The sequence below is a fragment of the Acuticoccus sp. genome, assembly GCF_965213555.1.
Taxonomy (GTDB): Bacteria; Pseudomonadota; Alphaproteobacteria; order Rhizobiales; family Amorphaceae; genus Acuticoccus.
In genome coordinates this window covers 3,317,130-3,338,874 of sequence record NZ_OZ243890.1, presented here as the reverse complement: position 1 = coordinate 3,338,874, position 21,745 = coordinate 3,317,130, and the positions used below count along the sequence as shown (strand labels likewise).

The 21,745-nt window shown below is 67.4% G+C and carries 14 protein-coding genes and 4 pseudogenes; 1 reads left to right on the top strand and 17 read right to left on the bottom strand.

All coding sequences use genetic code 11. The annotated features are described in order from the left end of the window. Nucleotides 1-17 precede the first annotated feature (17 nt). From ACOOE8_RS15655 to ACOOE8_RS15605, 11 genes and pseudogenes are all read right to left on the bottom strand, one after another. Nucleotides 18-1,199 (bottom strand): ABC transporter substrate-binding protein, encoded by a 1,182-nt coding sequence (locus tag ACOOE8_RS15655; protein ID WP_420392356.1) that lies wholly within the window; start codon nt 1,197-1,199, stop codon nt 18-20. 142 nt (nt 1,200-1,341) lie between these two features. Next, a pseudogene (locus tag ACOOE8_RS15650) lies at nt 1,342-1,655 on the bottom strand (IS481 family transposase); the annotation flags it as partial. A gap of 25 nt (nt 1,656-1,680) precedes the next feature. Continuing rightward, nucleotides 1,681-2,540, bottom strand: a pseudogene (locus tag ACOOE8_RS15645) (IS5 family transposase); the annotation flags it as partial. A 124-nt stretch (nt 2,541-2,664) separates the two neighbouring features. After that, nucleotides 2,665-4,257, bottom strand: a complete 1,593-nt coding sequence (locus ACOOE8_RS15640; protein ID WP_420392355.1) for an acyl-CoA carboxylase subunit beta — start codon at nt 4,255-4,257, stop codon at nt 2,665-2,667. Between the two features lie 265 nt (nt 4,258-4,522). Further along, entirely contained in the window at nt 4,523-7,861 is a 3,339-nt protein-coding gene (locus ACOOE8_RS15635) for a carboxyl transferase domain-containing protein (protein WP_420392354.1), read from the bottom strand. A gap of 80 nt (nt 7,862-7,941) precedes the next feature. Then, the gene (locus tag ACOOE8_RS15630) at nt 7,942-8,160 is read right to left on the bottom strand and encodes an acetyl-CoA carboxylase biotin carboxyl carrier protein subunit (RefSeq protein ID WP_420392353.1); all 219 of its coding nucleotides are present in this window, start codon (nt 8,158-8,160) and stop codon (nt 7,942-7,944) included. 7 nt (nt 8,161-8,167) lie between these two features. Beyond that, a complete protein-coding gene (locus ACOOE8_RS15625; protein WP_420392352.1) occupies nt 8,168-9,115 on the bottom strand; it encodes an ABC transporter permease in 948 nt (315 codons plus the stop codon). Nucleotides 9,116-9,120: 5 nt separating this feature from the next. Beyond that, nucleotides 9,121-10,080, bottom strand: a complete 960-nt coding sequence (locus ACOOE8_RS15620; protein ID WP_420392351.1) for an ABC transporter permease — start codon at nt 10,078-10,080, stop codon at nt 9,121-9,123. Nucleotides 10,081-10,254: 174 nt separating this feature from the next. Beyond that, a complete protein-coding gene (locus ACOOE8_RS15615) occupies nt 10,255-11,826 on the bottom strand; it encodes an ABC transporter substrate-binding protein (RefSeq protein WP_420392350.1) in 1,572 nt (523 codons plus the stop codon). Next, nucleotides 11,823-12,827, bottom strand: coding sequence for an ABC transporter ATP-binding protein (locus tag ACOOE8_RS15610; protein WP_420392349.1), 1,005 nt, complete (start codon nt 12,825-12,827; stop codon nt 11,823-11,825). Before ACOOE8_RS15610 ends, ACOOE8_RS15615 begins: the two co-directional genes overlap by 4 nt. 65 nt (nt 12,828-12,892) lie before the next feature. Then, a complete protein-coding gene (locus tag ACOOE8_RS15605; protein WP_420392348.1) occupies nt 12,893-13,918 on the bottom strand; it encodes an ABC transporter ATP-binding protein in 1,026 nt (341 codons plus the stop codon). Nucleotides 13,919-14,746: 828 nt separating this feature from the next. Between ACOOE8_RS15605 and ACOOE8_RS15600 the strand changes: the two genes are divergently transcribed. Beyond that, nucleotides 14,747-17,140, top strand: a complete 2,394-nt coding sequence (locus tag ACOOE8_RS15600) for a CoA transferase (RefSeq protein ID WP_420392347.1) — start codon at nt 14,747-14,749, stop codon at nt 17,138-17,140. Nucleotides 17,141-17,152: 12 nt separating this feature from the next. Here the strand turns inward: ACOOE8_RS15600 and ACOOE8_RS15595 are convergent. The 6 genes and pseudogenes from ACOOE8_RS15595 to ACOOE8_RS15570 all read right to left on the bottom strand — a co-directional run. Further along, a pseudogene (locus tag ACOOE8_RS15595) lies at nt 17,153-17,331 on the bottom strand (IS481 family transposase); the annotation flags it as partial. A 367-nt stretch (nt 17,332-17,698) separates the two neighbouring features. Then, nucleotides 17,699-17,887, bottom strand: a pseudogene (locus ACOOE8_RS15590) (DUF5681 domain-containing protein); the annotation flags it as partial. Then, nucleotides 17,884-18,138, bottom strand: coding sequence for a DNA methyltransferase (locus ACOOE8_RS15585; RefSeq protein WP_420392346.1), 255 nt, complete (start codon nt 18,136-18,138; stop codon nt 17,884-17,886). The gene ACOOE8_RS15585 and the pseudogene ACOOE8_RS15590, both read right to left, overlap by 4 nt. 11 nt (nt 18,139-18,149) lie before the next feature. After that, nucleotides 18,150-18,899, bottom strand: a complete 750-nt coding sequence (locus ACOOE8_RS15580; RefSeq protein ID WP_420392345.1) for a DNA methyltransferase — start codon at nt 18,897-18,899, stop codon at nt 18,150-18,152. Next, on the bottom strand, nt 18,833-19,204 hold the full coding sequence (locus tag ACOOE8_RS15575) for a ParB/Srx family N-terminal domain-containing protein (RefSeq protein WP_420392344.1): 372 nt from the start codon (nt 19,202-19,204) through the stop codon (nt 18,833-18,835). The genes ACOOE8_RS15580 and ACOOE8_RS15575 overlap by 67 nt, the downstream gene beginning before the upstream one ends. Nucleotides 19,205-20,131: 927 nt before the next feature. Next, entirely contained in the window at nt 20,132-20,551 is a 420-nt protein-coding gene (locus tag ACOOE8_RS15570) for a hypothetical protein (protein WP_420392343.1), read from the bottom strand. Between the last annotated feature and the right edge of the window lie 1,194 nt (nt 20,552-21,745).

The following is a 21,745-nucleotide window of genomic DNA, read 5'->3' as shown; positions in this document are numbered from 1 at the left end:
GGGTGCGTCCGCCCGGCCTACTGCGGCGCCGGTTCCTCGGCGTCGATCCGTTCGACCTCGACGAGCCTGCCGTCCTTCACCTGCGTCACGATCACCGGGAGCAGTATCTGCTGTCGAGAGCCGTAGGTCGCTTCGCCGCCGAACGCGCCCTTGGTATCGTAGAACGTGTCGAACGTTATTTCAGGGAGGGCCTTGGCGACGGCCTCGGGCTCGACGCTGCCGGCCTCCTCCATCGCCGCCTTCAGCGCGAACAGCGCGTCGTAGAAGCCGATGGTCACCGCGTTCGGGGCCTCACCGAACGTCGCGATCGCCTTCTCATTCACCGCCTTCTGATGCGCGCTCGCCCTGTCGCTCTCGAGGTCGACCGCCGCGCCCATGTAGACGCCCTCGGCGGCATCGCCCGCCGTCGCCATCAGCGGAGCGGCGCCGGTCCCCACCTCGACGACCTTCACCCCGTCCCAGCCCAGAACGTCGAGCTCCTTGAACACGACACCGGCGTCCGCCGGGGGGGAGGCGCCGAGGTCCACCGCATCAGCACCCAGCGAGTCCAGCTTGGTGACGATCGGCTGGAACTCCGTCGTACCGCGCTCGTAGAACGAGGAGTCGAGCACCTTCACGCCGACATTCTCCCACACTTTGCGGGCGATCGCCTCGGTCTCCTGACCTGTGGCGTCGTTCGGGTTGAGCAGCGCCACGGTCTCAAGGTCCGGGTTGGCGTCCTTAATGTGCTTGATGAGCCGTGGAAGGATCTCGTGCGGTGTGTTCATCTGCGTGAAGGTGAGCGGATAGTCTGGCCCCTTCAGGCTGGAGCCCCACGCGGTGGTGAACAGTAGCACCCCCTGCCGCTCGGACAACGACTGGAGCGCCTTCACGGGCGCGGTGCCAAGGCTGCCGCCGATAAACTGCACACCCTCGCGGTTCAGCAGCGTTTGCGCGACCTTGGTGCCGTCGGCCGCGTTGTACTTGTTGTCGTAGGCGACGCATTCGAAGTTGTACGTCTCCCCATCGACGTTGACGCCGCCCGCCTCGCGGATCTCATCGGCGGCCGTCTCGCACATGAACTCCGCTCCCTGCCCCCATGCGGCGGCGGCGCCCGAGAGCGGCACGGACAGGCCTAGCTTGATCGTCTCCTCCGCGGCGGCCGGACCCGCAGCGGTAACCAGCGTCGTCGCGGCGAACAACAATGCTGTGCGTTTCATGTCCCATTCCTCCCAACGTTGCCGATCGACGCCCCCTGATGGGGGGACGCGGCCGCGGACGAAGGCGGCGCGCTGTCGAAGGCGCATGTTGGAGAGCGCCGCGACCGGTGTCCACCGTGCACTGCGCTCACGGCTTCTGAGCTTAGATGGTCAGTCCAGGACTCTGCTGGAGCGGGTTGCGGTGAAGCGTTCGGGCCGTGTTGTCCAGGCTTTAAAGATGAACTCGTAGGGTGCAAGGCCTTTGCGGTCTTGACGCGCCGGCCGAAGTCTTAGTCGGCGATGCAACCGTCGAGGTAGGGCCGGAGCTGGTCGTGATCGTCGTAACAGAAGCGCTTCACCGTGGCATCCTTGATGGTCCCGTTCATCCGATCGACCTGGCCGTTGGTCTGGGGATGGTTGACTTGGGTCGAAGCGATGCTTGATGCCGTGCTCGCTGCATCGCTTGTCGAGCATGTGGGTCAGGTACTGCGCGGTCGAGCCTTCGGCGGAGCCCGCTCAACTTGCTGACCGCGCCGTTGATCGCGATGTGCGGCTTCACCATGCGTCATCTAAGCTCGCCGATGAACGCCGCCACGTCGTACGCCTCGTCTGCGCCGAGGGTGATGCGCCGCCGCTGATGGTGATTACGGTCGAGAAGCGCGAGCGTTGCCTCGCGTTCCGCCGTGCCTGTCGCCCGGGTCGCCAGTGCGCCCGCCACCGGGCCATGGCGATTTGCCATGAGAGCATGCCCCATGAAGGCGAACCGGCTCTCGCCGCCGTCGCCCTTGCGGTAGAGCCGGGCATCGGGGTCGGTCGTCGAGGCATGGGTCTCGTTGGAGCGGGTCTCGCCGCGCGAGTTCGCCTCGAGGTTGCGTTCGCCGTCGCCCGAGGCGGCGTGTCGTCATCCCTCCGGACGAAGCTCTTCATGGAGGCCCACGCCTCGATCAGCGTGCCGTCGACGGAAAAATGCTCGGCCGACATGAGCCTTTACCTCCGGCAGCGTGCCGAGCGCGGCGAGGAACTCACGCGCCACGTCCCCCTCCATCAGCCGCGCCCGATTGTGGGTGGTGGTCGGATGCCAGACGGCGTCGTCGAGCCCGAGCCGACGAACCAGCGGAACAAGAGGTTGATGTCGATTTGCTCCGTGAGCTAGCGCGCCTGCAGCAGCGTTGCACGTAACAGCATCTCCGGCGGATTTGACGGGCGCTCCATCCGCGAATAGAGCACAGCGAACCTTGGTCGAGCTTCGCGAGCGCGCATCGCTAGGGCGCGCATGCCCCGCAGAGGGTGGTCCTGCGGCACCCGCTCCTCGAGCCGCACGTCTGAGAACACCCCCGCTGATCGATCCCGAGACCCACGCACCGCAAATCACTCCCACTCGCCTCTGACGAGTGAATCACGATCCGACGGCGGTCTCCGCCGACTTCTTCAGCAGCCTGCTAGGGCGCGCCGGTGCATCGTCACCCGGTGGAACGTCGGCGCCGCCCTACGGCAGGTAGGCGAGCCGGGAAACCCCAAGCTGCGATGCCAGTACCGGTTGCGCGTCCTCAACGAACTCACAAAGCCGGCGACGGGTATCACGGGGGTCGATGATGTCCTGCCCCGTTGCCTCGGCGGTGCGCATGGGGGCGGCGATCGCGCTCAGGCGCGCTTCGATCTCCTCGCGCTTCGCCTCCGGGTCGTCCGCGGATTCGATTTCCGACCGGTAGGCTGCCGACACGCCGCCGGAAATGTGCATGGAACCCCAGTTGCCGGACGGCCAGCACAGCCGCTCGTACATCCCGGACGGGCGATGGTGGCACTGCCCCGCGACACCGTATAGGCGGCCGATGACGACAGTGCACCACGGCATTCTCGTCATGCAAACCGTCGCGACCATCCGCGCCCCGGCCCGCTCGATGCCTTGCTTCTCCGACTCCAACCCCACCAGGAACCCCGGCTCGTCCGCCAGCGAAATGAGCGGCAGGTTGAAGCGGTCGCAGAGCATCATCAGCCGCATCGCCTTCGACCCGGCGGCGACGTCAGTCGAGCCGCCATGGACGCGGTTGTTGTTCGCCATCAGGCCGACGGGATAGCCGTTGAAACGCGCAAGCCCTGTGATCCGCGCACGGCCGTAGCCTGGGGCGATCTCAAAGAACGAGCCGCGGTCCGCCAGCCGCTCGACGACCGTGCGGACGTCGTAAACCTTGCGCCGGTCCTTAGGCATGATCGACAGGAGCGCCTCCTCGCGCCGCTCTGGGTCGTCGTCACAGGCACAGCGCGGCGCCATCTCGCCTGCGCAGCGGGGCAGGTAGCTCAGCCAGCGGCGAATCTGGGCGAACGCCTCCGCCTCGGTGTCCGCGAGGTTGTCGATGCAGCCGGACACGCGTGTGTGGATCGCGTCACCTCCCAGCTCCTCCTTGGTGATGTCGACCCCGAACGCCGCCCTCACCACCGGCGGCCCGCCGGGGAAGATCTGTGAGATCCCTCTCACCATCACGGAAAAATGCGACATCGGCGCCTGCACCGCCGGCAGGCCCGCCACCGAGCCGAGCACCGCCGAGGCGACAGGCACGGTCTGCAGGAGCTCGACCTCGGGCGCGACGGTGGTGTTCCCGTCCGGCATGTAGGTCCGCCCGAGACGCTCGAAGCCACGGACCGAGCCACCGACCGCGTCGAGCAGGCGCACGTAGGGCAGTCCCCACTCGAGCGCACGGCGGGCACCGTTCAGCTCCTGTCCCAGTCCGCCGCCGCCACCGTGCGCGGAGCCGCCGCGCACGGTGAAGTCGCCCGCGGAAAGGACGACCTTGCGCCCGTCGATCTTGGCATGACCTTCGATCAACCCCTTTGGCAAGAGGCTCGTCAGCTCGTCGCCATCGTAGGTCGCCTGTGCAAGGAACGGCTGGATCTCGCGGAAAGAGCCCTCGTCCACAAAAGCGTCGATGCGCTCGCGGGCGGTCAGTTTGCCTCGCTCGTGATGGCGGGCGATGCGGTCTGCCCCACCCATCGCTTTCATACGCTCGCGCCGCTCTTCAAGCGCAGCGACGTCCGAGGTGCCCTCAGCCGATGTCATGCGCGCGCCTCCGAAAGCGCCGACCATAGTCCCGGTGAGACCGGAGGGGTCCTCGCTCGTCTCCAGGCGAAGGGATCGAGTGCGGTCATGAACCGCGGCTGCATCCGATAGGATGAACAGCCGTGCGTCGGGGCGATCCCGGCTTCTGGCACCCGAGGATCGTCTCTATCAAGGCTCAGCATCTCGAAACCCGGTCCGGGCGAGGAAGCGGCCGGTCGCGGACCCGTGTCGCGCTCCTTAAGCAGAACTTCCGTCATCAGGCGTCGTCCTTCTGCGTCCTGCGTGCGGTCGCTCACCAAGCGTCTACGAAGGGACGTTTGCGGCCTGCGAGCGGCGGGCGCAGCTTGACGGACCTCAGGCCTGCAAGAAGCCAGCGCCGTGTATCGACGGGGTCGATCACCGCATCGATCTCCGCCGACGACGCCGCCTTCAACGCCTTGCCGTTCTCATAATACTCGCCGAGGAGCTGCTCGTAGAGCGCCTGCTTCTGCGCCGGGTCGGTCTTCGCCTCAAGCTCGCGGCGGAAGCCCAAACGGACCGCGCCTTCCAGGCCCATCGGCCCGAACTCGCCAGTGGGCCAGGAGATCGTCATGAAGTCGTCGAAGGCGCCGCCTGCCAGCATCGCCATGGCGCCGAGCCCATAGCACTTCCTGAGGACGACGCTGAAGATCGGCACCGTCACAGAGCGTGCCGTCACGTACATGCGGCTGACGTGGCGCACGAGCGCGGTCTTCTCCGCTTCCGGCCCCACCATGAAGCCGGGCGAATCGCACAGCGAGATCATCGGGATGTCGAAGGCATCGCACAGCTGCATGAAGCGGGCAGCCTTATCCGCCGCGTCGGAGTCGATGGCGCCGCCGAGATGCTTCGGATTATTGGCTATAAGACCAAACGGCTTGCCTTCGATGCGCAGAAGGGCGGTGACCATGCCGATGCCGAACCTCGGGCGCAGCTCCAAGACCGAGCCCTCGTCGGCGAGCGCGTGGACCGCATTGCGCACCTCGTAGACGCGCAGGCGGTTCTCCGGAACGACGTGGCGCAGGAGTCGCTGATCAGGCGCGGTCCAGCCCGCGACCGTTCCCTGGAAGTAGGACAGGTATTGCTTGGCGACGCGACAGCCCTCCGCCTCGTCCTCTACGCGTACGTCGACCACGCCGTTCGCATCCTGCACGTCGATGGGGCCGATGGCTTCGGGCGGATAGACGCCGAGCCCGCCTCCCTCGATCATCGCGGGACCCGCCATGCCGATGTTGGCGCTTTCGTCGGCAATGATGACATCGCAGCAGCCGAGCAGCGCTGCGTTGCCCGCGAAGCAGCGCCCCGAGACGACGCCGACGAGCGGAACCTGTCCGGAAAGGCTCGCGAACTGGGCGAAGGTGGGGTTGGAAACGCCGGTGTGGGTCAAGCGGTCGGTATCGCCAGGACGTCCGCCGCCGCCTTCGGCGAAGTGGACGACCGGGAGGTTCCATTCACCGGCGAGGGAGAAGATCCGGTCGAGCTTACGGTGGTGGCGCTGCCCCTGGGTGGCGGCAAGGACCATGTAGTCGCAGATCGCGAAGGCGCAGCGAGCGTTGACGTCGTCAAAGACGTCGCCGTTCACCGTGCCAAGCCCGGTGATGAGGCCGTCGTTGCTCGTGTTGGCGACGAGGTCGTCGTAGGAACGACGGGCGCTCTGCGCGGCGACCGCGAACTCGCCGTACTCCACGAACGTTCCCTCGTCGCACACCATGGCGAGGTTTTCACGCGCGGTCTGGTGGCCGCGATCGCGCCGCTTCCTGACGGCCTCCGAACGGTTCTCGTCGAGACCGACGGCACGGCGGTCGATCACTTCCTGAAGATCGGCCCGGATGCTCTCGAGGTCGATCTCGTTCGCCGCGGCGGACGTGTCGCTCGCGTCGTCGGACGGTTCGATGGCAAGGATGGCGCCGCCCTCACTCAACGTGCGGCCGAGCTCGGCAAACACAGCGCGCACCCTGCCCGTGATCGGTGAAGTGACGACGTGCTGCATCTTCATCGCCTCGAGCACGGCGACCTGCTGGCCGGCGCGCACCGCGTCCCCTTCACCGACGTCGACGGAGACGACGGTCGCAATCATCGGAGCCGCCACCGCGACCGTTCCTTCGGGAACGTCGGCGGCATTAGAAACGTCCTGCTGCAGACGCGCCTCGGGTGTGAAGAAACGCGCCGGCCCCATGGCGGTGGCGGCTTCGGCCAGCGCGGCAGCGTTCATTTCGATGAAGCGGGTCGTCACGTCGTTGGCGCGAACCTCGGGCCGCTCTAAGAGCGCGCGAAGCCACGAGATGTTGGTCTCCAATCCCTCGATGCGGAATTCCTCCAACGCGCGTGCCGCCTTAATCACGGCGTCGGCGAACTCGGATTGCACCGAATGGACGACGACTTTGGCGAGCAGGCTGTCGAAACTGGTGGACGGGCGGTAGCCCGCGTAGGCGAACCCGTCGACGCGTACGCCGCGCCCGCCGGGCGGCTCGTAGGCGGTGATGGTCCCGCTCGAGGGGCGAGCCCGCGCCTCACCGTCCATCCGCTCCATGTTGACCCGCATCTGGATCGCATGGCCGCGCGGCGCCGGCAGGGCGTCCTGCGACAGGCCGAGGTCGTAAAGGCTTGCCCCCCGCGCAATTTCGAGCTGCAGGCGCACGAGGTCGAGATCGAAGATTTCCTCGGTGACGGTGTGCTCCACCTGGATGCGCGGGTTCGCCTCGATGAAGAAGATCTCGCCCGCGTCAGCACCCTCGGTCGTCATCAAGAACTCGAACGTGCCGAGCGAGCGGTACCTCTCGCTCCGCGCCAGCGTCAGGGCATACTGCGTCAACCGCTCGCGCTGGGCGGCGTCGAGCGCGGGGCTCGGCGCGATCTCAACCACCTTCTGATGACGCCGCTGGAGCGTGCACTCGCGCTCGGCAAGGTGGATGCATCCGGTGTCGCCGTCACCGAGGATCTGCACCTCGATGTGGCGCGCCGCCGGGAGAAAACGCTCTACGTACACGGCGTCGTCGCCGAATGCGGCCTTCGCCTCCGCGCGGCAGCGCTCCAACGCCTCGGCGATCTCGCCGCGCCGCCTGACAACGCGCATCCCGCGTCCCCCGCCGCCCGAGACCGCCTTGATAAGCATCGCCCCGCCGTCCGGGAGCTCGTCGAAAAAGCGCGCCGCCCCGTCGAGGTCGATCGCCCCGCTCGTACCGCCCAGCGTCGGCACGCCGAGGCGCTCCGCGAGGTGCTTTGCGGCGACCTTGTCGCCGAAGAGGTCCAGCTGACGGGGCGTCGGGCCGACGAAGACGAGGCCTGCTGCCTCGACCTTGCGCGCGAAGTCTGCGCTCTCGGACAGGAAGCCGTAGCCCGGATGCACCGCGTCCGCCCCGGCGTCCCGGGCGGCCGCCAGCAGGGCGTCGGCGTCGAGGTAGGCGCGGGCGCCCCGCCCCGGCAGCGTCTGCCCCGCATCGGCGCGCTTGACATGGAGGCTTTCGGAGTCGTCCTCGGATTGCACTGTGACCGTGGCAATCCCCATTTCGGCGGCGGTTCTGGCGATGCGCAGCGCGATCTCACCGCGGTTGGCGATGAGAAGCGTCTTCAGCGTCGTCGTGCGTGTGGTTGCACCCTCCACCACCGACTGCATGTCAATGTCTCCCGGATGGTTGCGTCGCGACAGTCGCGCCGGCGCTCTTGTTGGGGCGGCCGCGTGGCGGCCGGCCGGCTTTAGCCATGCGTCAGCCTCGCGACCACGTCATCCTCAGCGACGATGTCACCCTTTGCGACAGTGACCGCTGCGATCGTGCCGGCCTCGTCGGCAGCGATGGGGATCTCCATCTTCATCGATTCGATGAGGAGGATCGTCTCGCCCGCCGCGACGGCGTCGCCGGGACCCTTGAGGATGTCGAGAACCTTGCCGGCGGTATCGGTAATGATGTCTGTCACGAGCGTCTCATCGCGATGAGGTGGGGTCCATCGCCTCGCGCAGGCTTTCCCCCAGCGTGTTGAAGGCGAGCGCGGTGACGAGGATGGCGATGCCGGGAGCGTACATCTGCTCCGGTGCGATCTGCATGTAGCTGTAGGCCCGTGCAATCATCGAGCCCCACGACGGGTCGGGCGGCTGCATCCCGAGGCCCAGGAAGGAAAGCGAGGCCTCCGCAAGGAGCGCGACGGCCATCAGCAGCGTCATCTGGACGAGCACCGGCTGGATCGCGTTGGGCAGAATGTGTCTCGCCAGGAGGTGCGCGGGCGACGCGCCGAAGCAGCGCGCCGCATCGACGTAGAGCTCCTGCTTCAGGACGAGCGTACGCGCGCGCACCAGTCGAGCAAGCTGCGGTGCGAACACGATGCCGACCGAGACCATCGCGTTGGTGAGGCCGATGCCGAGCACACCCGTCACCGCGATGGCGAGGACGATTGCAGGGAAGGAGAGGAATGTGTCGATCACACGGCTGATCGCGTCGTCAACCCAGCCGCCGGCGTAGCCCGCGACGAGCCCAACGGGGATCCCCAACAGCGCCGCCACGCCGACGGACAGAAACGCAGCGTAGACCGACGCCGAGGCCCCGTGCATCAGGCGGGAGAGCACGTCCCGTCCGAGGTCGTCGGTCCCGAGGACGTGCGCCGTGTCGGGCGGCATCAAGATCGCGGAATAGTCCTGCACCGTCGGGTCGTAGGGCGCGATCCAGGGAGCGAAGATCGAGCAGGCGACGATCATGACGAGTACGACGAGCGCGACGAACGCGGGAATGTCGTCGATCGCCCACTCGAGCGCTCGCTGCGACCAGCTGCGGTCGGCGGGCGCGGCGTCCGCGGGCTCTTGCGAGCCAGCGGACCGGTCGGAGATCGGCTCCAGTGGTACCGAGCTGGGCAAGCCGTCGGGCGCCGGGGGGCGTTCCACGGTGCTCATTGCTGACTGATTCTGGGGTCAAGGACGCTGTAGAGCATGTCCGTGATGAGGTTCACCGTAATAACGGTGATGACCATGAAGAGGACTGCGCCCTGGACGACGGGAAAGTCGCGCTGGAGCGTCGCGTTCACCATGGTGTTGCCGAGACCGGGGATCGCAAAGACCACCTCGACCACCACCGTCGCCGCGAGCGTGCGGTTCACGAGGAGGCCGACGACGGTCAAAAGGTTGACCGACACGTTGCGCAGCCCGTGCTTCCACAGGATGGTCGACGGCGAAAGACCCTTCGCGTGCAGCGTCCTGAAATGCTGCGACTGAAGGATCTCGACGAGGGAGGATCGTAGCTGCCTCGACACCTCGGCGATGCCGGAGGCGGACAGCGCGACGGCAGGCAGCGTCGCGTACCACAGCGCTAAGACGAAGTCTTCCTGCGGCGACACGAACCCCGTCGCCGGGAACCACATGCGGTTGAGCGCGAAGAGGCCGACGAAGATCATCGCCAGCCAGAAGTTCGGCAACGCGACACCGATTGACGAGAACGTCATGACCGCCTTGTCGACCCAGGAGTTCGCACGGCTCGCCGCGAGCAGGCCGAGCGGCACGCCGATGACGACTGACAAGAGCACGGCGTAGGCGACGATGAAAAGCGTACTCGGAAAGACGCGGGCGATGGTGACGGCTACCGCCTCGCCCGACAGGAGGGAGCGCGACAGGTCACCCTGCAGCGCGTTCAACATCCATTCCCCGTATTGCAGCGGGAGCGGCCGATCGAGGCCGTAAAGTTCGCGAATCTCGGTGATGCGCTGCTCGGTGGCGTTTTCCCCGGCGAGCGTGATTGCCACGTCGCCCGGCAACAGCTGCAGCAGCATGAAGACCGAGAAGGTCGCCAGGAACACGACAGGGATCGCTTGCAGCAGGCGCCGCAGAAGCATCTGCCGCTGAAGCGCATTCAGCACGTGTCGTCGTCCTCCTTCAATCGGGTACTTGCCCCATCCGGAGTGAACACCGACGGCGTCGTCCGTGCCCGGTAGCGACCGTCGGGGCAATGCACTTCGCTAGGGCACCGCCAGACGGCGCCCATGTTGCTGCGCCGTCGGCTGTTTCGGACTGTGACAGAGTGGCCTTCGCGCTCAGGCAAGGTCGACGTTGCGGAACTTCGGTTTGCCGAGAAGGTTCGGGCGGTATCCTTCCACCTTGTCGGTCAGCGCGTCGACCTGAAAGCGCACCGTCAGCGGGATCGACAGCGCTGCATCCATTACGAGCTCTTGCACCGTGGCGAGCGCGACAGCGCGCTCCGACTGGTCGGTCGTCGCACGCGACTTCGCCATCGCCTCGTTGAAGCCTTCCGGTGGCGCGACTCGACCGGCGTTGTAATACGAGTCTTCCGAATAAAGCAGCGCGTAGGTAAGGCTGGGGTCCGGCCGGCCGGTCCACGCCGACAACATGACCTCGCCGTTCTTTTCCGGCCCGAAGAAGCGGCCCGAGATGTCGGCGACGGTGCCGTTGCGGAAGCGCCCGGTGATGCCGATCTTGGCGAGCTGGGCCAGCGCGACCTCCTGGCGCTGCACATAGGACTGGGGCGTGTAGCCGACGAAATCGATCTCCAGTCCGTTGCCAAAGCCCGCTTCGTCCATCAGCGCCTTGGCCTGATCGAGGTCGTGCTGGGTGTACTGTTCGGCGTCGGGGGCGTACGCCCAGTGCGCGCTCGGCAAGTTCATGTGCGCCGCCTCACCGATGCCGGACTGCGTGGCGAGCACGAACGCGTCGCGGTCGATCGCCATCGTCATCGCCTTGCGCACGCGCTTGTCCTGGAGCGGACCCTTCGCGGCGTTGATGTAGAGCTGGTAGATGTAGAGCGTCGGCGCCTCGACGACGGTGAGGTTCGGCAGTCGCTCCACAAGCGTCTTCTGCTGCTCGTCAAGCTGGTAGGCGAGATCAGCCTGCCCGGACTGAACGGCGCGCAAGGCGGTCGCCCGCTCAGGAATGATGACGTAGACGATCTGCGAAACGTTCGGGATCGATTGACGCCAGTGGCCCGCGAACGCCTCGCCGACGATCTCATCGCCGTCGGCCCATGACACGAACGACCACGGCCCCGTGCCGACGGGGTCGCGATCGACGTTGGCCTCCGGATCGTTGCCGAGCGCAGCCGGCGAGACCATCATGCCTGCACGGTCCGACAGGATAAGCGGCAGCGCGGTGTCGATCTGCTTGAGGCGCAGCGTCACCTGATGATCGCCGGTCTTCTCGACCGCCTCGACGTTCTCGAGGTCCTGCTTGACGTTGGAGATCTGGGCAGTGCGGTTGCGCTCGAGGTTGAAGACGACCGCGTCGGCGTCGAACGGCGTGCCGTCCTGGAAGGTGACGCCTTGGCGAAGATCAAGGACGAGGGTCGTATCGTCGCTGTAGGACCAGTTCGTCGCCAAGCCCGGCTCCGGGGCAAGGGAGTCGAAGTCCCAGTCCACGAGCGTATCGTAGAAGCTGTAGAGGAAGACGTGGTCCGAGCCCGCGCCGCCGGTCGCGGGATCGAGGCTCGACGGGTTGGTGAAGCTCGCGATGCGCAACGTCCCCTCCGCCTGCGCCAGGGCGCGCGCAGGCACCCCAAGCACGCCGAGCGCGGCCGCCGCTGCACTGCCGGCGAGGAACTGGCGCCGTCTCAGCGGCGGCAGCGTCCTCATCGCGTCGATGAGCGTGTTGGTCATTCAATCCTCCATTCGTCTGTTCTTGGCTGCCCAGCGGCGTGAGCGGCATGGTCGAGCCCGTCGGGCCCGGCGAAGTGGCACGCGGCGAAATGGTCCTTACGGACCTCGCGCCACGACGGGACGGTGGCGGCGCACACGTTCGCCGCGAACGGGCAGCGGGTGCGGAAGCGGCAGCCTGACGGCGGCGAGACCGGGCTCGGTATCTCGCCCTTGAGCTCGATCCGCCGCGCGGGGCGAAGGTGCTTCGGCAGCGGACGCGGCTCGGACGACAGGAGCGCCTCGGTGTAGGGGTGGAGCGGACGCTCCATGACGCTTTCCGTTGGGCCAAGCTCCATGAAGCGGCCGAGGTAGGTCACGGCGATGCGGTCCGACACCTGCGCCACGACAGAAAGGTCATGGGCGATGAAGGCGTAAGCGATGCCGAGGTCGCGTTGCAGGTCGGCGAACAGGTTCAGGATCTCGCCACGGATCGATACGTCGAGCGCCGACACCACCTCGTCGCAAACCACGAGCCGCGGGCTGAGCGGCAGAAGGCGGGCGATGTTGATGCGCTGCTTCTGCCCACCGGACAGCTCGTGCGCGTAACGCTCGGCCATCGCCTTGCGCAGACCGACCCGCACGAGGCTCGACAGCGCTGCCTCGCGCATCTCCGCATCGCGGATGCCGCCGCGGATGCGCATCGGCTCCATCAAGCTCTGCATGATGGTCATGCGCGGATCGAGCGCGGCGTGCGGATCCTGGAAGATGATCTGATAGGACTGCCGAACTTTGCGCCGCTCGTTGCGACCGAGCTCCGCGAGCTCGCGACCGTCGAGGCGGATCGTCCCGTCCGACGGCTTCAGGAGGCCGACGAGCGCGCGGCCGATGGTGGACTTGCCCGAGCCCGATTCCCCGATGATGCCGAATGTCTCGGCGGGTCGGATGTCGAAGTCGACCCCGTCGACGGCCTTCACCGTCTCGCGTCCGTCGAGCGAGCGGAAATGGATCGCAAGATCGCGCACGGCAACGACCGCGTTTTCAGGGGGCCTCGCGTCCTGCTCCCGTGCGACAGCATCCACGGCCGCGCTCACACGACGGCACCCGGGAGGGTCAGCTCCTCCTGCCTGTGGCATCGCACGAGGTGGCCGCCGTCCGCGCGCTCGAGCCTTTGCCTTGCCTCGCATCCCTCGCCGGCGTAGGAGCAGCGCGACCTGAAGCGGCAGCCGTCGGGCATCGCTTCCGGCGCGGGAACACGGCCCGGAATGAACGCGAACGCGCCGCGCGACATGTTGAGCTGCGGCAGCGATCGCAGGAGACCGGACGTGTAGGGGTGGCGCGGGCGCATCAGGACCGGGTCCACTGCGCTGTCTTCCACGATTTGCCCGGCGTACATCGTCAACATGCGCTGGCACGTTTCGGCGACGACGCCGAGATCGTGCGTGATGAACAACAGCGCCGTGCCGGTATCCTCCGACAGGCGGACGAGGAGATCCATGATCTGCGCCTGGATCGTCACGTCGAGCGCGGTGGTCGGTTCGTCGGCGATGATGAGCTCGGGGCGACAAACGAGCGCCATTGCGATCATCGCGCGCTGGCGCATGCCGCCGGAGAGCTGATGCGGGTACTCGTCGTAACGCTTTACGGGCGCGGGGATGCCAACGTCCTCGAGCGCATTCAAGACGCGCTCCCGCTCCTGTGCCCTCGACACCGTCTTGTGGCGTCGCAGCGCCTCGGCGATCTGCTCACCCACGGTGAAGACCGGATCGAGCGCGGTCATCGGTTCTTGAAAGATCATCGCGATCCGCGCACCGCGGATCTGCCGCAACCGCGGGGGACGTGCCGTCAGAAGGTCTTCGCCGTCGAGGCGGACCGCGCCCGCGACCCGAGCGTTCCGCGGCAGAAGGCCCATGAGGGAGAGCCCCGTCACACTCTTGCCGCAGCCGCTTTCGCCGACGAGACCGACGCGCTCCCCCCGGCGAACTGTGAAGTTGACCTCGTGCGTTACCTCCACAGCCCGCCGTCGGCGGTTGGTGAAGGCGATCGACAGGTCCTTAACCTCGAGAAGCGGCGGCGCGTGCGCGGCTGGTGTCCTCGCTCTACTCGGCTCAGGCATCACGCTCCTCGGTGGCCTGCGGCAGCTCGGAGGGCCACGTCCGCGATGGCCCGGCCCGGCGGAAACGGACCGCTTGAAATGGCGCACGCGACGCCTTGTCGGACCGCGGACAGGGAAGCAACGGCGCATGCGGACCGCTGTGCATCGCGCACGCGATGGCGTACGCTCGGGAAGGAGCGTTCCCCCGGCCCTCCATGAATGCCCCCTCCGCCTCAGGCAAGGTTCGATGCCTTGCACTGTTATTGCAGCCCGCTCGCAGCTTGCTCGGCCATGCGACCAAGCCAACGCTAGTAATGCGAATGCTCGTGGAATTGACGAACTCAAGGCTAGTTTCACGACGATGACGCGTCAAGCGTGCGCCCGGTGCCGGTCGACCTGTCGCCGGCACGGTTGCCGTTCATCGTGCCGGATGCTTCAACTCAAATCGCACGTGGCAGCGCAACTCGCGCATCGCGCGGCGTACGGGTCTTGGCGAGGCGACCGATACGCGGGCGCGGACCAGCTGCGCGTGGACTCCAGCGCCACCGTCCATCCGCCTGTGCTCCGCTGCGGCCGCCGGCAGCACTGGGACGCGCGGCAGCAGGCCGTCATCGTGAGCGTCGCGTCAGCCATCGACTCGATCGAGGAGCACGCCGCCCGCCACGCGCTAGCGTCCGGCGATCCCTCCTGGCCGCACCGGCAGTCCCTCCGACGACACGCGCCGGTTGACCCTGGGGTTGCGTCGTCATTTTTGTCTGCCCTAAACTCAGCGTGGAAGTCCCTTCGGCGTTGTATGGTCGAGCGACCAATGCTTGGGACCAACACCAATTCGCGGGGATTGCGACGGCTATGGACCCAGGCGGTCCCCTCGCCGGCATCAGCATCACCGAGCTCGCCGGCGGCGTCGGTGGCGCATGGTGCACGCGGCTGCTCGCGGACCTCGGTGCCACGGTCCGCCGCGTCGTCTCGGAGAGCGGCGATCCCCTTGTCACGCAGCGGGAAATTGGCGACGCGTCGGAGACGGAGGGCCTTGTCGCCGCCTGGTTGAATGCCGGGAAGCACGAGGCCGGGTTCGGCCAGATAGAGGCGCTGGTTGAGGCCAGCGACATCGTCGTCATCGGCGAGGCCGCCGAACGCCTTCAACTTGCAAGTTCCCCGCGCCTTGCGAGTGTGGATCTTTCATGGTTCGGCCGCGCCGGCCCGTATGCAGGCTGGGCGGGCACCGACCTCCTCGCGCATGCACTGTGCGGGATGATTTATCCCTCGGGCGACGTGGAGGGTCCGCCGCAGCAGCTGGGCGACGGGCAGGCCGCAATGATCGGTGGCGTGACCGCCGCCTTCGCGGCGTTGACCGCCGTGTTCGGCGGCGGCGCGCATCGCCACATCGAAGTCAGCATCCTCGAGGCCTGCATGGTTCTCGGCGAGCTGCAGACCGCGGACGAACCAACCCTTGGCCGGCCGACACCCCGCGTCGGGGTGAACCGCTTCTCGCCGACCTGCCCCGTCGGCATCCACGCCTGCCGCGAAGGCTGGCTCGGTGTCACGATCATCACGCCGATGCAGTGGACCGCGTTCTGTGAACTCCTCGACATGCAGGACGAGGCGGCCGACCCCGGCCTCGCGACGATCCACGACCGGATCAACCGCGCGGCCGAGATCGAAGCCGTCATCGACGACCGGCTGAAGTCACGCACCGCACAGGAATGGGCTGCCCTCGGCCGTGAACGGCGCATTCCGCTCGTCGTCGTGCCGGACGCGGACGGGATCCTCGAGCACCCGATCTTCGCCGAGCGCGGCTCGCTTAAGCCCGTTGACATCGATGGGCGAACGTTGCTTGCGCCGGCCTCGCCCCTTCGCGTCAGCTCGCCTCATCGCGTCAGCTCGCAGGTGGACAACGCCGCTGCGGCAGAGCACGCCGTCGGCGACGTGCGCGCGCCGCTGGCGGGCCTCAGGATCGCCGACTTCTCCATGGGATGGGCCGGCCCCCTCGCCACGCGCATGTTGGCGGACCTCGGCGCCGAGGTCATCAAGATCGAGGCTGGGCGCTACCCCGACTGGTGGCGAGCGACGGACTGGTCGCCTGACGCCATTGCCCGGCGCCAGTTCGAGGAGAGCCGCCGCTTCGCCGCGCTCAACCGCGGCAAGGCGAGCTTCAGCGCTGACCTCACGACCGAGGAGGGGCGCAGCCTCGTGCGCCGGCTCGTCGCCACCTGCGACGCCGCGATCGAGAACCACGCCGCAGGCGTGATCGATCGCCTCGGAGTCGGCTGGTCGGCACTGTCAGAGGGACGAGACGACCTCGTCATGGTGTCCATGTCCGCGTTCGGAACCGGCAACGGCTGGTCCGACACCCGCGCCTATGGCTCCACGCTGGAGCAGGCGTCGGGCGTTCCGAGCTTCCGCGGCAGGCCGGACGCGCCGCCTACTTTAGGGCACATAGCCTACGGCGATCCCGTCGGCGGCCTCTACGGCGCGACGGCGATGATGGCAGCGTTGGTCCACGCCAAGCGCACCGGTCTTGGCCAGTGGCTCAACCTGTCCCAGGTCGAATGCCTGCTACCGTTCAACGGTGGTGCGCTTCTGGCACGTCAGGCGGTTGGCCGCGCGCCCGAGCGCCAATTCAATCGCCATGCTAAAATGGTCCCCCACGGCATCTACCCGGCCGACGGTGAGGACGCTTGGATCGCCATCGCCGTGGACGGGACCATGGCGTGGCGTGCGCTTGTCGCCGCCATGGACCACGCCGATTGGCAGGACGGGTCGCTCGACGAACACCAGGTCCGACTTAGGCGACAGGACGAGATCGACGCGGCCATCGCAGCCTGGACCGCGACGCGGCCCGCCGACGCGCTCGCACACGAGCTCCAGGCCGAGGGTGTCGCAGCCGCACCGGTGCTACAACCATCGCAAACCCACGCGGACAAGCATCTCCTTGCTCGCCGCGCGTTCCACGACACCGAGCGCGACGGGATCGGACACCAGAGGCAGGCTGCGCTGCCCCTTCTTATCAATGGCGAGCGGCCGACGCTCCGCGGCATCGCCCCGTTCCTTGGACACGACACCGCGACTATCCTTTCGACGGCGCTCGGCATGGATCGTGCGTCGTACGAGGCGCTGCTGACGGCGGGCGTGGTCAGCCTCCGGCCGACGCAGCTGCGCGGTGCCGCTGCGACCGGCAGGCCGGATGCCGCGAAGACGAGCTCAGCGCAACCGCTCGCGACCGCGAGTGCGCCCGAACACTGAGATCTATACTGCGCGCCGATCGATGCCGTGCTCGCGGCATCGCTTGTCGAGCAGGTGGGTCATGTACTGCGCGGTCGGCCCTCGGCGTAGCGCGGCGGATAACGGAACTGGATGCCGTTGTCGGTCGGCACAGTGCGGATCCTGTACAGCGCCGCTTTGATGAGGGCGACGAGGAAGGCCGAGGCAGTGGTACCAGCGCTCACGCCCGTGGAGGCGATGCCCTCGCAGCGAAGGTCCGCGACGAGGGCGCTGCTCATGATGTCCGCGCCACGGCGTGTCAGCGTGCCGCCCAGCAAGGTTGCGAGGCGCGAGCCGCCCGCTGTGATCGTCGGCTCCTGCTCGGACACACGCTGCAGCACGGTGGCGGGGAAGATGCGCCGGTACCAAACGCTCTGCATGACGCAGCGAGTGCCGCTGGCGGATTTGGCCGATAGCCTCCGCGTAGCTCGGGGAGATGATGCGGTCTTTGGTTGCCGACCCAGTAGGTAGGCGGTGAAGTCGACGGTGATGGCCGTCACCCTTGAGAGCCTTGGTGACGAGCTGCCGCAGCATGATCTCGGAGTTCGACAGCCGTTTGACCTCGCCACCCTCGCGGACGACGTGCGTCTTGGAGAGAACGTCCTTGAGCATCTTTCCGATGTTCCTCGAGCCCTTGGGTCGCCCACGGAGGTTGCCCGACCGGCCCTTGCGAAAGCGATGCGCCTTCGGCGGCCGGCCATACCCGACCTCGTCGTCCGTCCCGGTCACGGCGCCACCTCCTCGACGTCGCGGTGGACGTCGATGCCGAACGCGACACCGGTGTCGGCGTGGCGAGCGACCTGGCCGGTGAAGGTCTGCCAGCGCCGGACGGCGAGGTCGCAGTAGTGCGCGTCGATCTCCATCAGCCGGGCCCGCCGGTTGACCTTCTGCGCCGCGATCAGCGTCGATCCGGAGCCGCAGAACGGGTCGAGCACGACGTCCCTGCGCCGGCTGCAGTCGACGAGCGCGTCGGCGATCATGGCGACGGGCTTCACCGTCGGGTGGAGGCGAGCGCCTCCTGCCGGCCGTCGCCGAACCCAGCCAGGCCGCGGTAGCTCCAAACGTTGCTCCGGTTGCGCCCGTGCCGACCGAGCTCGACGGTGTTGAGGTGCGGCCCGCCGTTGGCGCGGAACAGCAGGACGAGCTCGTGCTGCGAGCGGTAGAACGAGCCCATGCCGGGCGTCACCTTGTTCCAGACGACGAGGTTGAGGAGCTCGTCGTAGGCCTCTTCGCCGGCCGCAAGGGCCTCCGCGAGATGCCGCCAATCCATGAAGACGAAGTGCAGCGCGCCGGGCTCGGAGACGGCCGCCATCACGCCGAACACCGTCCTGAGGAAGTCGGTGAACGCGACGCTCGACATCTCGCCGGAGGCCATCGCGAACTCGCGGTGGCGGCCGCGCAAGGCGACGTGGCCGTTGATGCGCACGTTGTACGGCGGATCGGTGACGACCGCCCGAGCGCGATCGCCGTCGAGGAGCCGGGCGTAGTCGCCCTCGCTGCGCGCGTCGCCGCACAGCAGGCGGTGCGGGCCGAGCGACCACAGATCCCCAAGGCGGGTCACGGGCGGCGCCTCCGTGATGAGCGCGCCAACCTCATCCTCGGCGTCGACGTCACCGCCGCGGTCGAGGCCGTGATCGGACAGGATCAGCTCGATCTCGGCGGGTTCGAAGCCGATCACGTCGACCGGGAAGTCGAGCTCGATGAGCTCGCCGAGCTCGAGGCGAGGAGCTCCTTGTCCCACCGAGCCTGCTCGGCCAGCTTGTTGTCGGCGAGGACGTAGGCGCGCTTCTGATCCTCGCTCAAGTGGTCGAGCTCGACGCAGGGGACTTCGCACAGGCCAAGAAGCGAGGCGGCCCTGACCCGGCCGTGCCCGGCCAAGATCGTGCCCTGACGATCGATCAGCACGGGGTTGGTGAAGCCGAACATGTCGATGCTGTCGGCGATCTGGCGGATCTGCTTCTTGGAGTGAGTGCGAGCATTGCGTGCCCAGGGTCGCAGCGAGGCGATGGCACGCTGTTGGACGGTGAGTTGGGGGATGGTAAGCATGTCGTTCTTCTGCCGATGGGTTTTTCCTCGTTCGCATCCTGCGCACTACGACCTTGCCGCATAGTAGATGGCCCCTTAACGCGGGGGAATTTCGGTACGACCGCCTACGTACGATCATCCTTGTTGCGAACGAGATCAGTCGACTTTTCGATAGCTGTCCGTCGACTATCCATCAAGCGGGTTTTATAGTGGCCGCGTCGTGTGCAAGACGCACGAAGGCACGTCTCTCCGCAGCGATCAGTTCGCGGGTCAGAGGGTCGGGGCGTTACCCGACAGTTGGCTGATCGCAGGAGAGACCGTCACGATGACTACCTGATCAGTCGTGCAGGAAAAACGCCTCTATGGATGCAACAAACTTCGCCGAATGGCCCCGATGATCGGGTCCGATGCGCCTCATTCGCGCGCAATTCCCTGCACTTTCCCTGCATCCGGCAACGGCTCGGCGGAGACGGGTTCGCAGCGAACTGCCTGCACCACCACGCACCGGCCCATACGGTGGGTGGTCTCGGTCTCCCGCAAAGACGCTGGCGCGCCGCGGGCTTTCTGGGAGGACTGCCGTCGCGGTTTGGAGCCTAGACGCGACGCCGAGCACAAGTGGCCGCTGGGTCCCCGTGCAGCCTCTTCGGCGTCCAAACGTCAGGGAGCCGCATCGCGTTGCGCGACGACGCATGCGTCATACCCACCGCAGTGCCCCTCAGCGCGGATCGGTGAAGCCGAGCAGGCGGCGTTGGGCGGACCAGTCCGTCGGGAGGTGGCGGAGGCGTCCCAGCGCCGTCGCCGTCAGTTCAAGAAGCCCCGAGCTGCAACGATCGCGCACGTGATGTCCGGCGCAAGGAAGGCGAGCGGGAGGGTGAAGCCGAGCAGGCGGTGTTGGGCGGACCAGTCCGTCGGGAGGTGCAGAAGCGTCCCACCGCCGTCGCCGTCAGTTCAGGAGGCCCCGAGCTGCAACGATCGCGCACGTGATGTCCGGGCAAGGAAGGCGAGCGGGAGGATGCGGCTCGCCTCGATCCGGTCGATGCCGACGACGCGCGCCGCCGCATCGATCGAGGACGCGCCTCCGCCGGTCAGGAGCGCGAGCACACGGTGGGCCTTGCCGAGCAGCGCGGCGAGGTGCGGATCGGCAGCCCCCTCTGCGCCGTTCAGGACGACCCGCACCTCGACCCCGCGTTGCCTCACCTGCCACGGGACACTCATGATGATCGGATCGGCTGCATCCGACGGAGGACGGGCGGACGCACGATCGCGTGCAGCCTCGCTGAGACGCAGCTGGACGAGCCTGTCGCGCCCGAACTCGCCGGTGAACTGCTCGGGTGCGGCGACGACGTGGGCGACGACGTGGCGAAGCACGCGAGGCGCCGTTCCGCCGCACTGCGCCTTGAGCCGACCGGCGTTGGCCGACAACGCTTCGATCGTCGAGGCGTCGGTGCAAACGCCGAGCCCATCCGGGAGCCGCGCCCGGTCCCGAAGGAGCCGCCGGGCGACGTCGATCGCGGCACCATCGAGCACGCCGGCCGGGATGCGCCCTCCCCCTGCATCCGACGCTCGTCGTTGGATCAGGCGACGGGAGATGTAGTACTTGTAACGCCGTCTGCTCCGATGGGCGTGCGTCGGCGTCAGCCGGTCACCCGTCTGGTCGAGAAACGCGCCCCGCGAAGCGGGGCAGCGAGCAGCTCGGCCCCGCCTGGCGCAGCCGCGCACCGGCGGCAAGCTTCCTTGCACCTCCTCGAACAGCGCACGATCGTCGATCGCTTCATGCACGCCATCATGGATCGCGTCCCTGTGCCTGACCTTGCCGAGGTAGACCGGCTGGCGAGGAGCTGCTGTAGGTGACCGAATGCCGAACGCGAGGCCCCGGTCCGGGCCATCACCCAGCCGGCCCGGCTCGACCGGCGCTACATCGCGTCGGGCAAGCCGACCCAGGGCGCATTCGCTGAAAGCGTCCCCGGGGCCGCCGGATGCGGGACGAATCCCTGGTAGACCATCTGTGCGTCACCATGACAATTCTCCTCGGACGCCGTGACGGCTTGTCCGTCGCGACTACCGAGACGAGCCCGGCTCGTCGCGATGGCCAGGCTGCGCAGCCTCTTCAGCGGCGTCCGAGCACTCACGCTCGACTGCCGTGGGAAGTCCAGTCGGTCCGCCGCCCGACGTCGTTGTTCAGAAGTCCTTGCAGCCGCGCGCCGCTGGGCGCCCCAGCCGGCGTCCATCCCTTCGTGTGATCTGGCCCGTGTTGTTCACCCAACCGCAACTGGGATCGTGGGTTGAGGATGGCGCGTGAGCGGTCTCGGTAGCAACGGGCATCGGTGCGGGCTTTCGAGGTGGCGCATCGACGCCCGTTGCGGTTTTTGGGTCGCGGCGTAGGCGGCGGGCGTCATGGTGCCGATCGCCGCGTAAGGCCGCGCGGTGTTGGGTTCGTCGACCCAGCGGGCGACGACGACGCCGGCGCGCTTCATCGTGAAATGAGCCGAGGAGGCAATCGCGGTGCCGGGCTGCTGGGCCGGGCTCAGCCGGTGCGCACCTTCTGAGCGACCCACTGGGTCG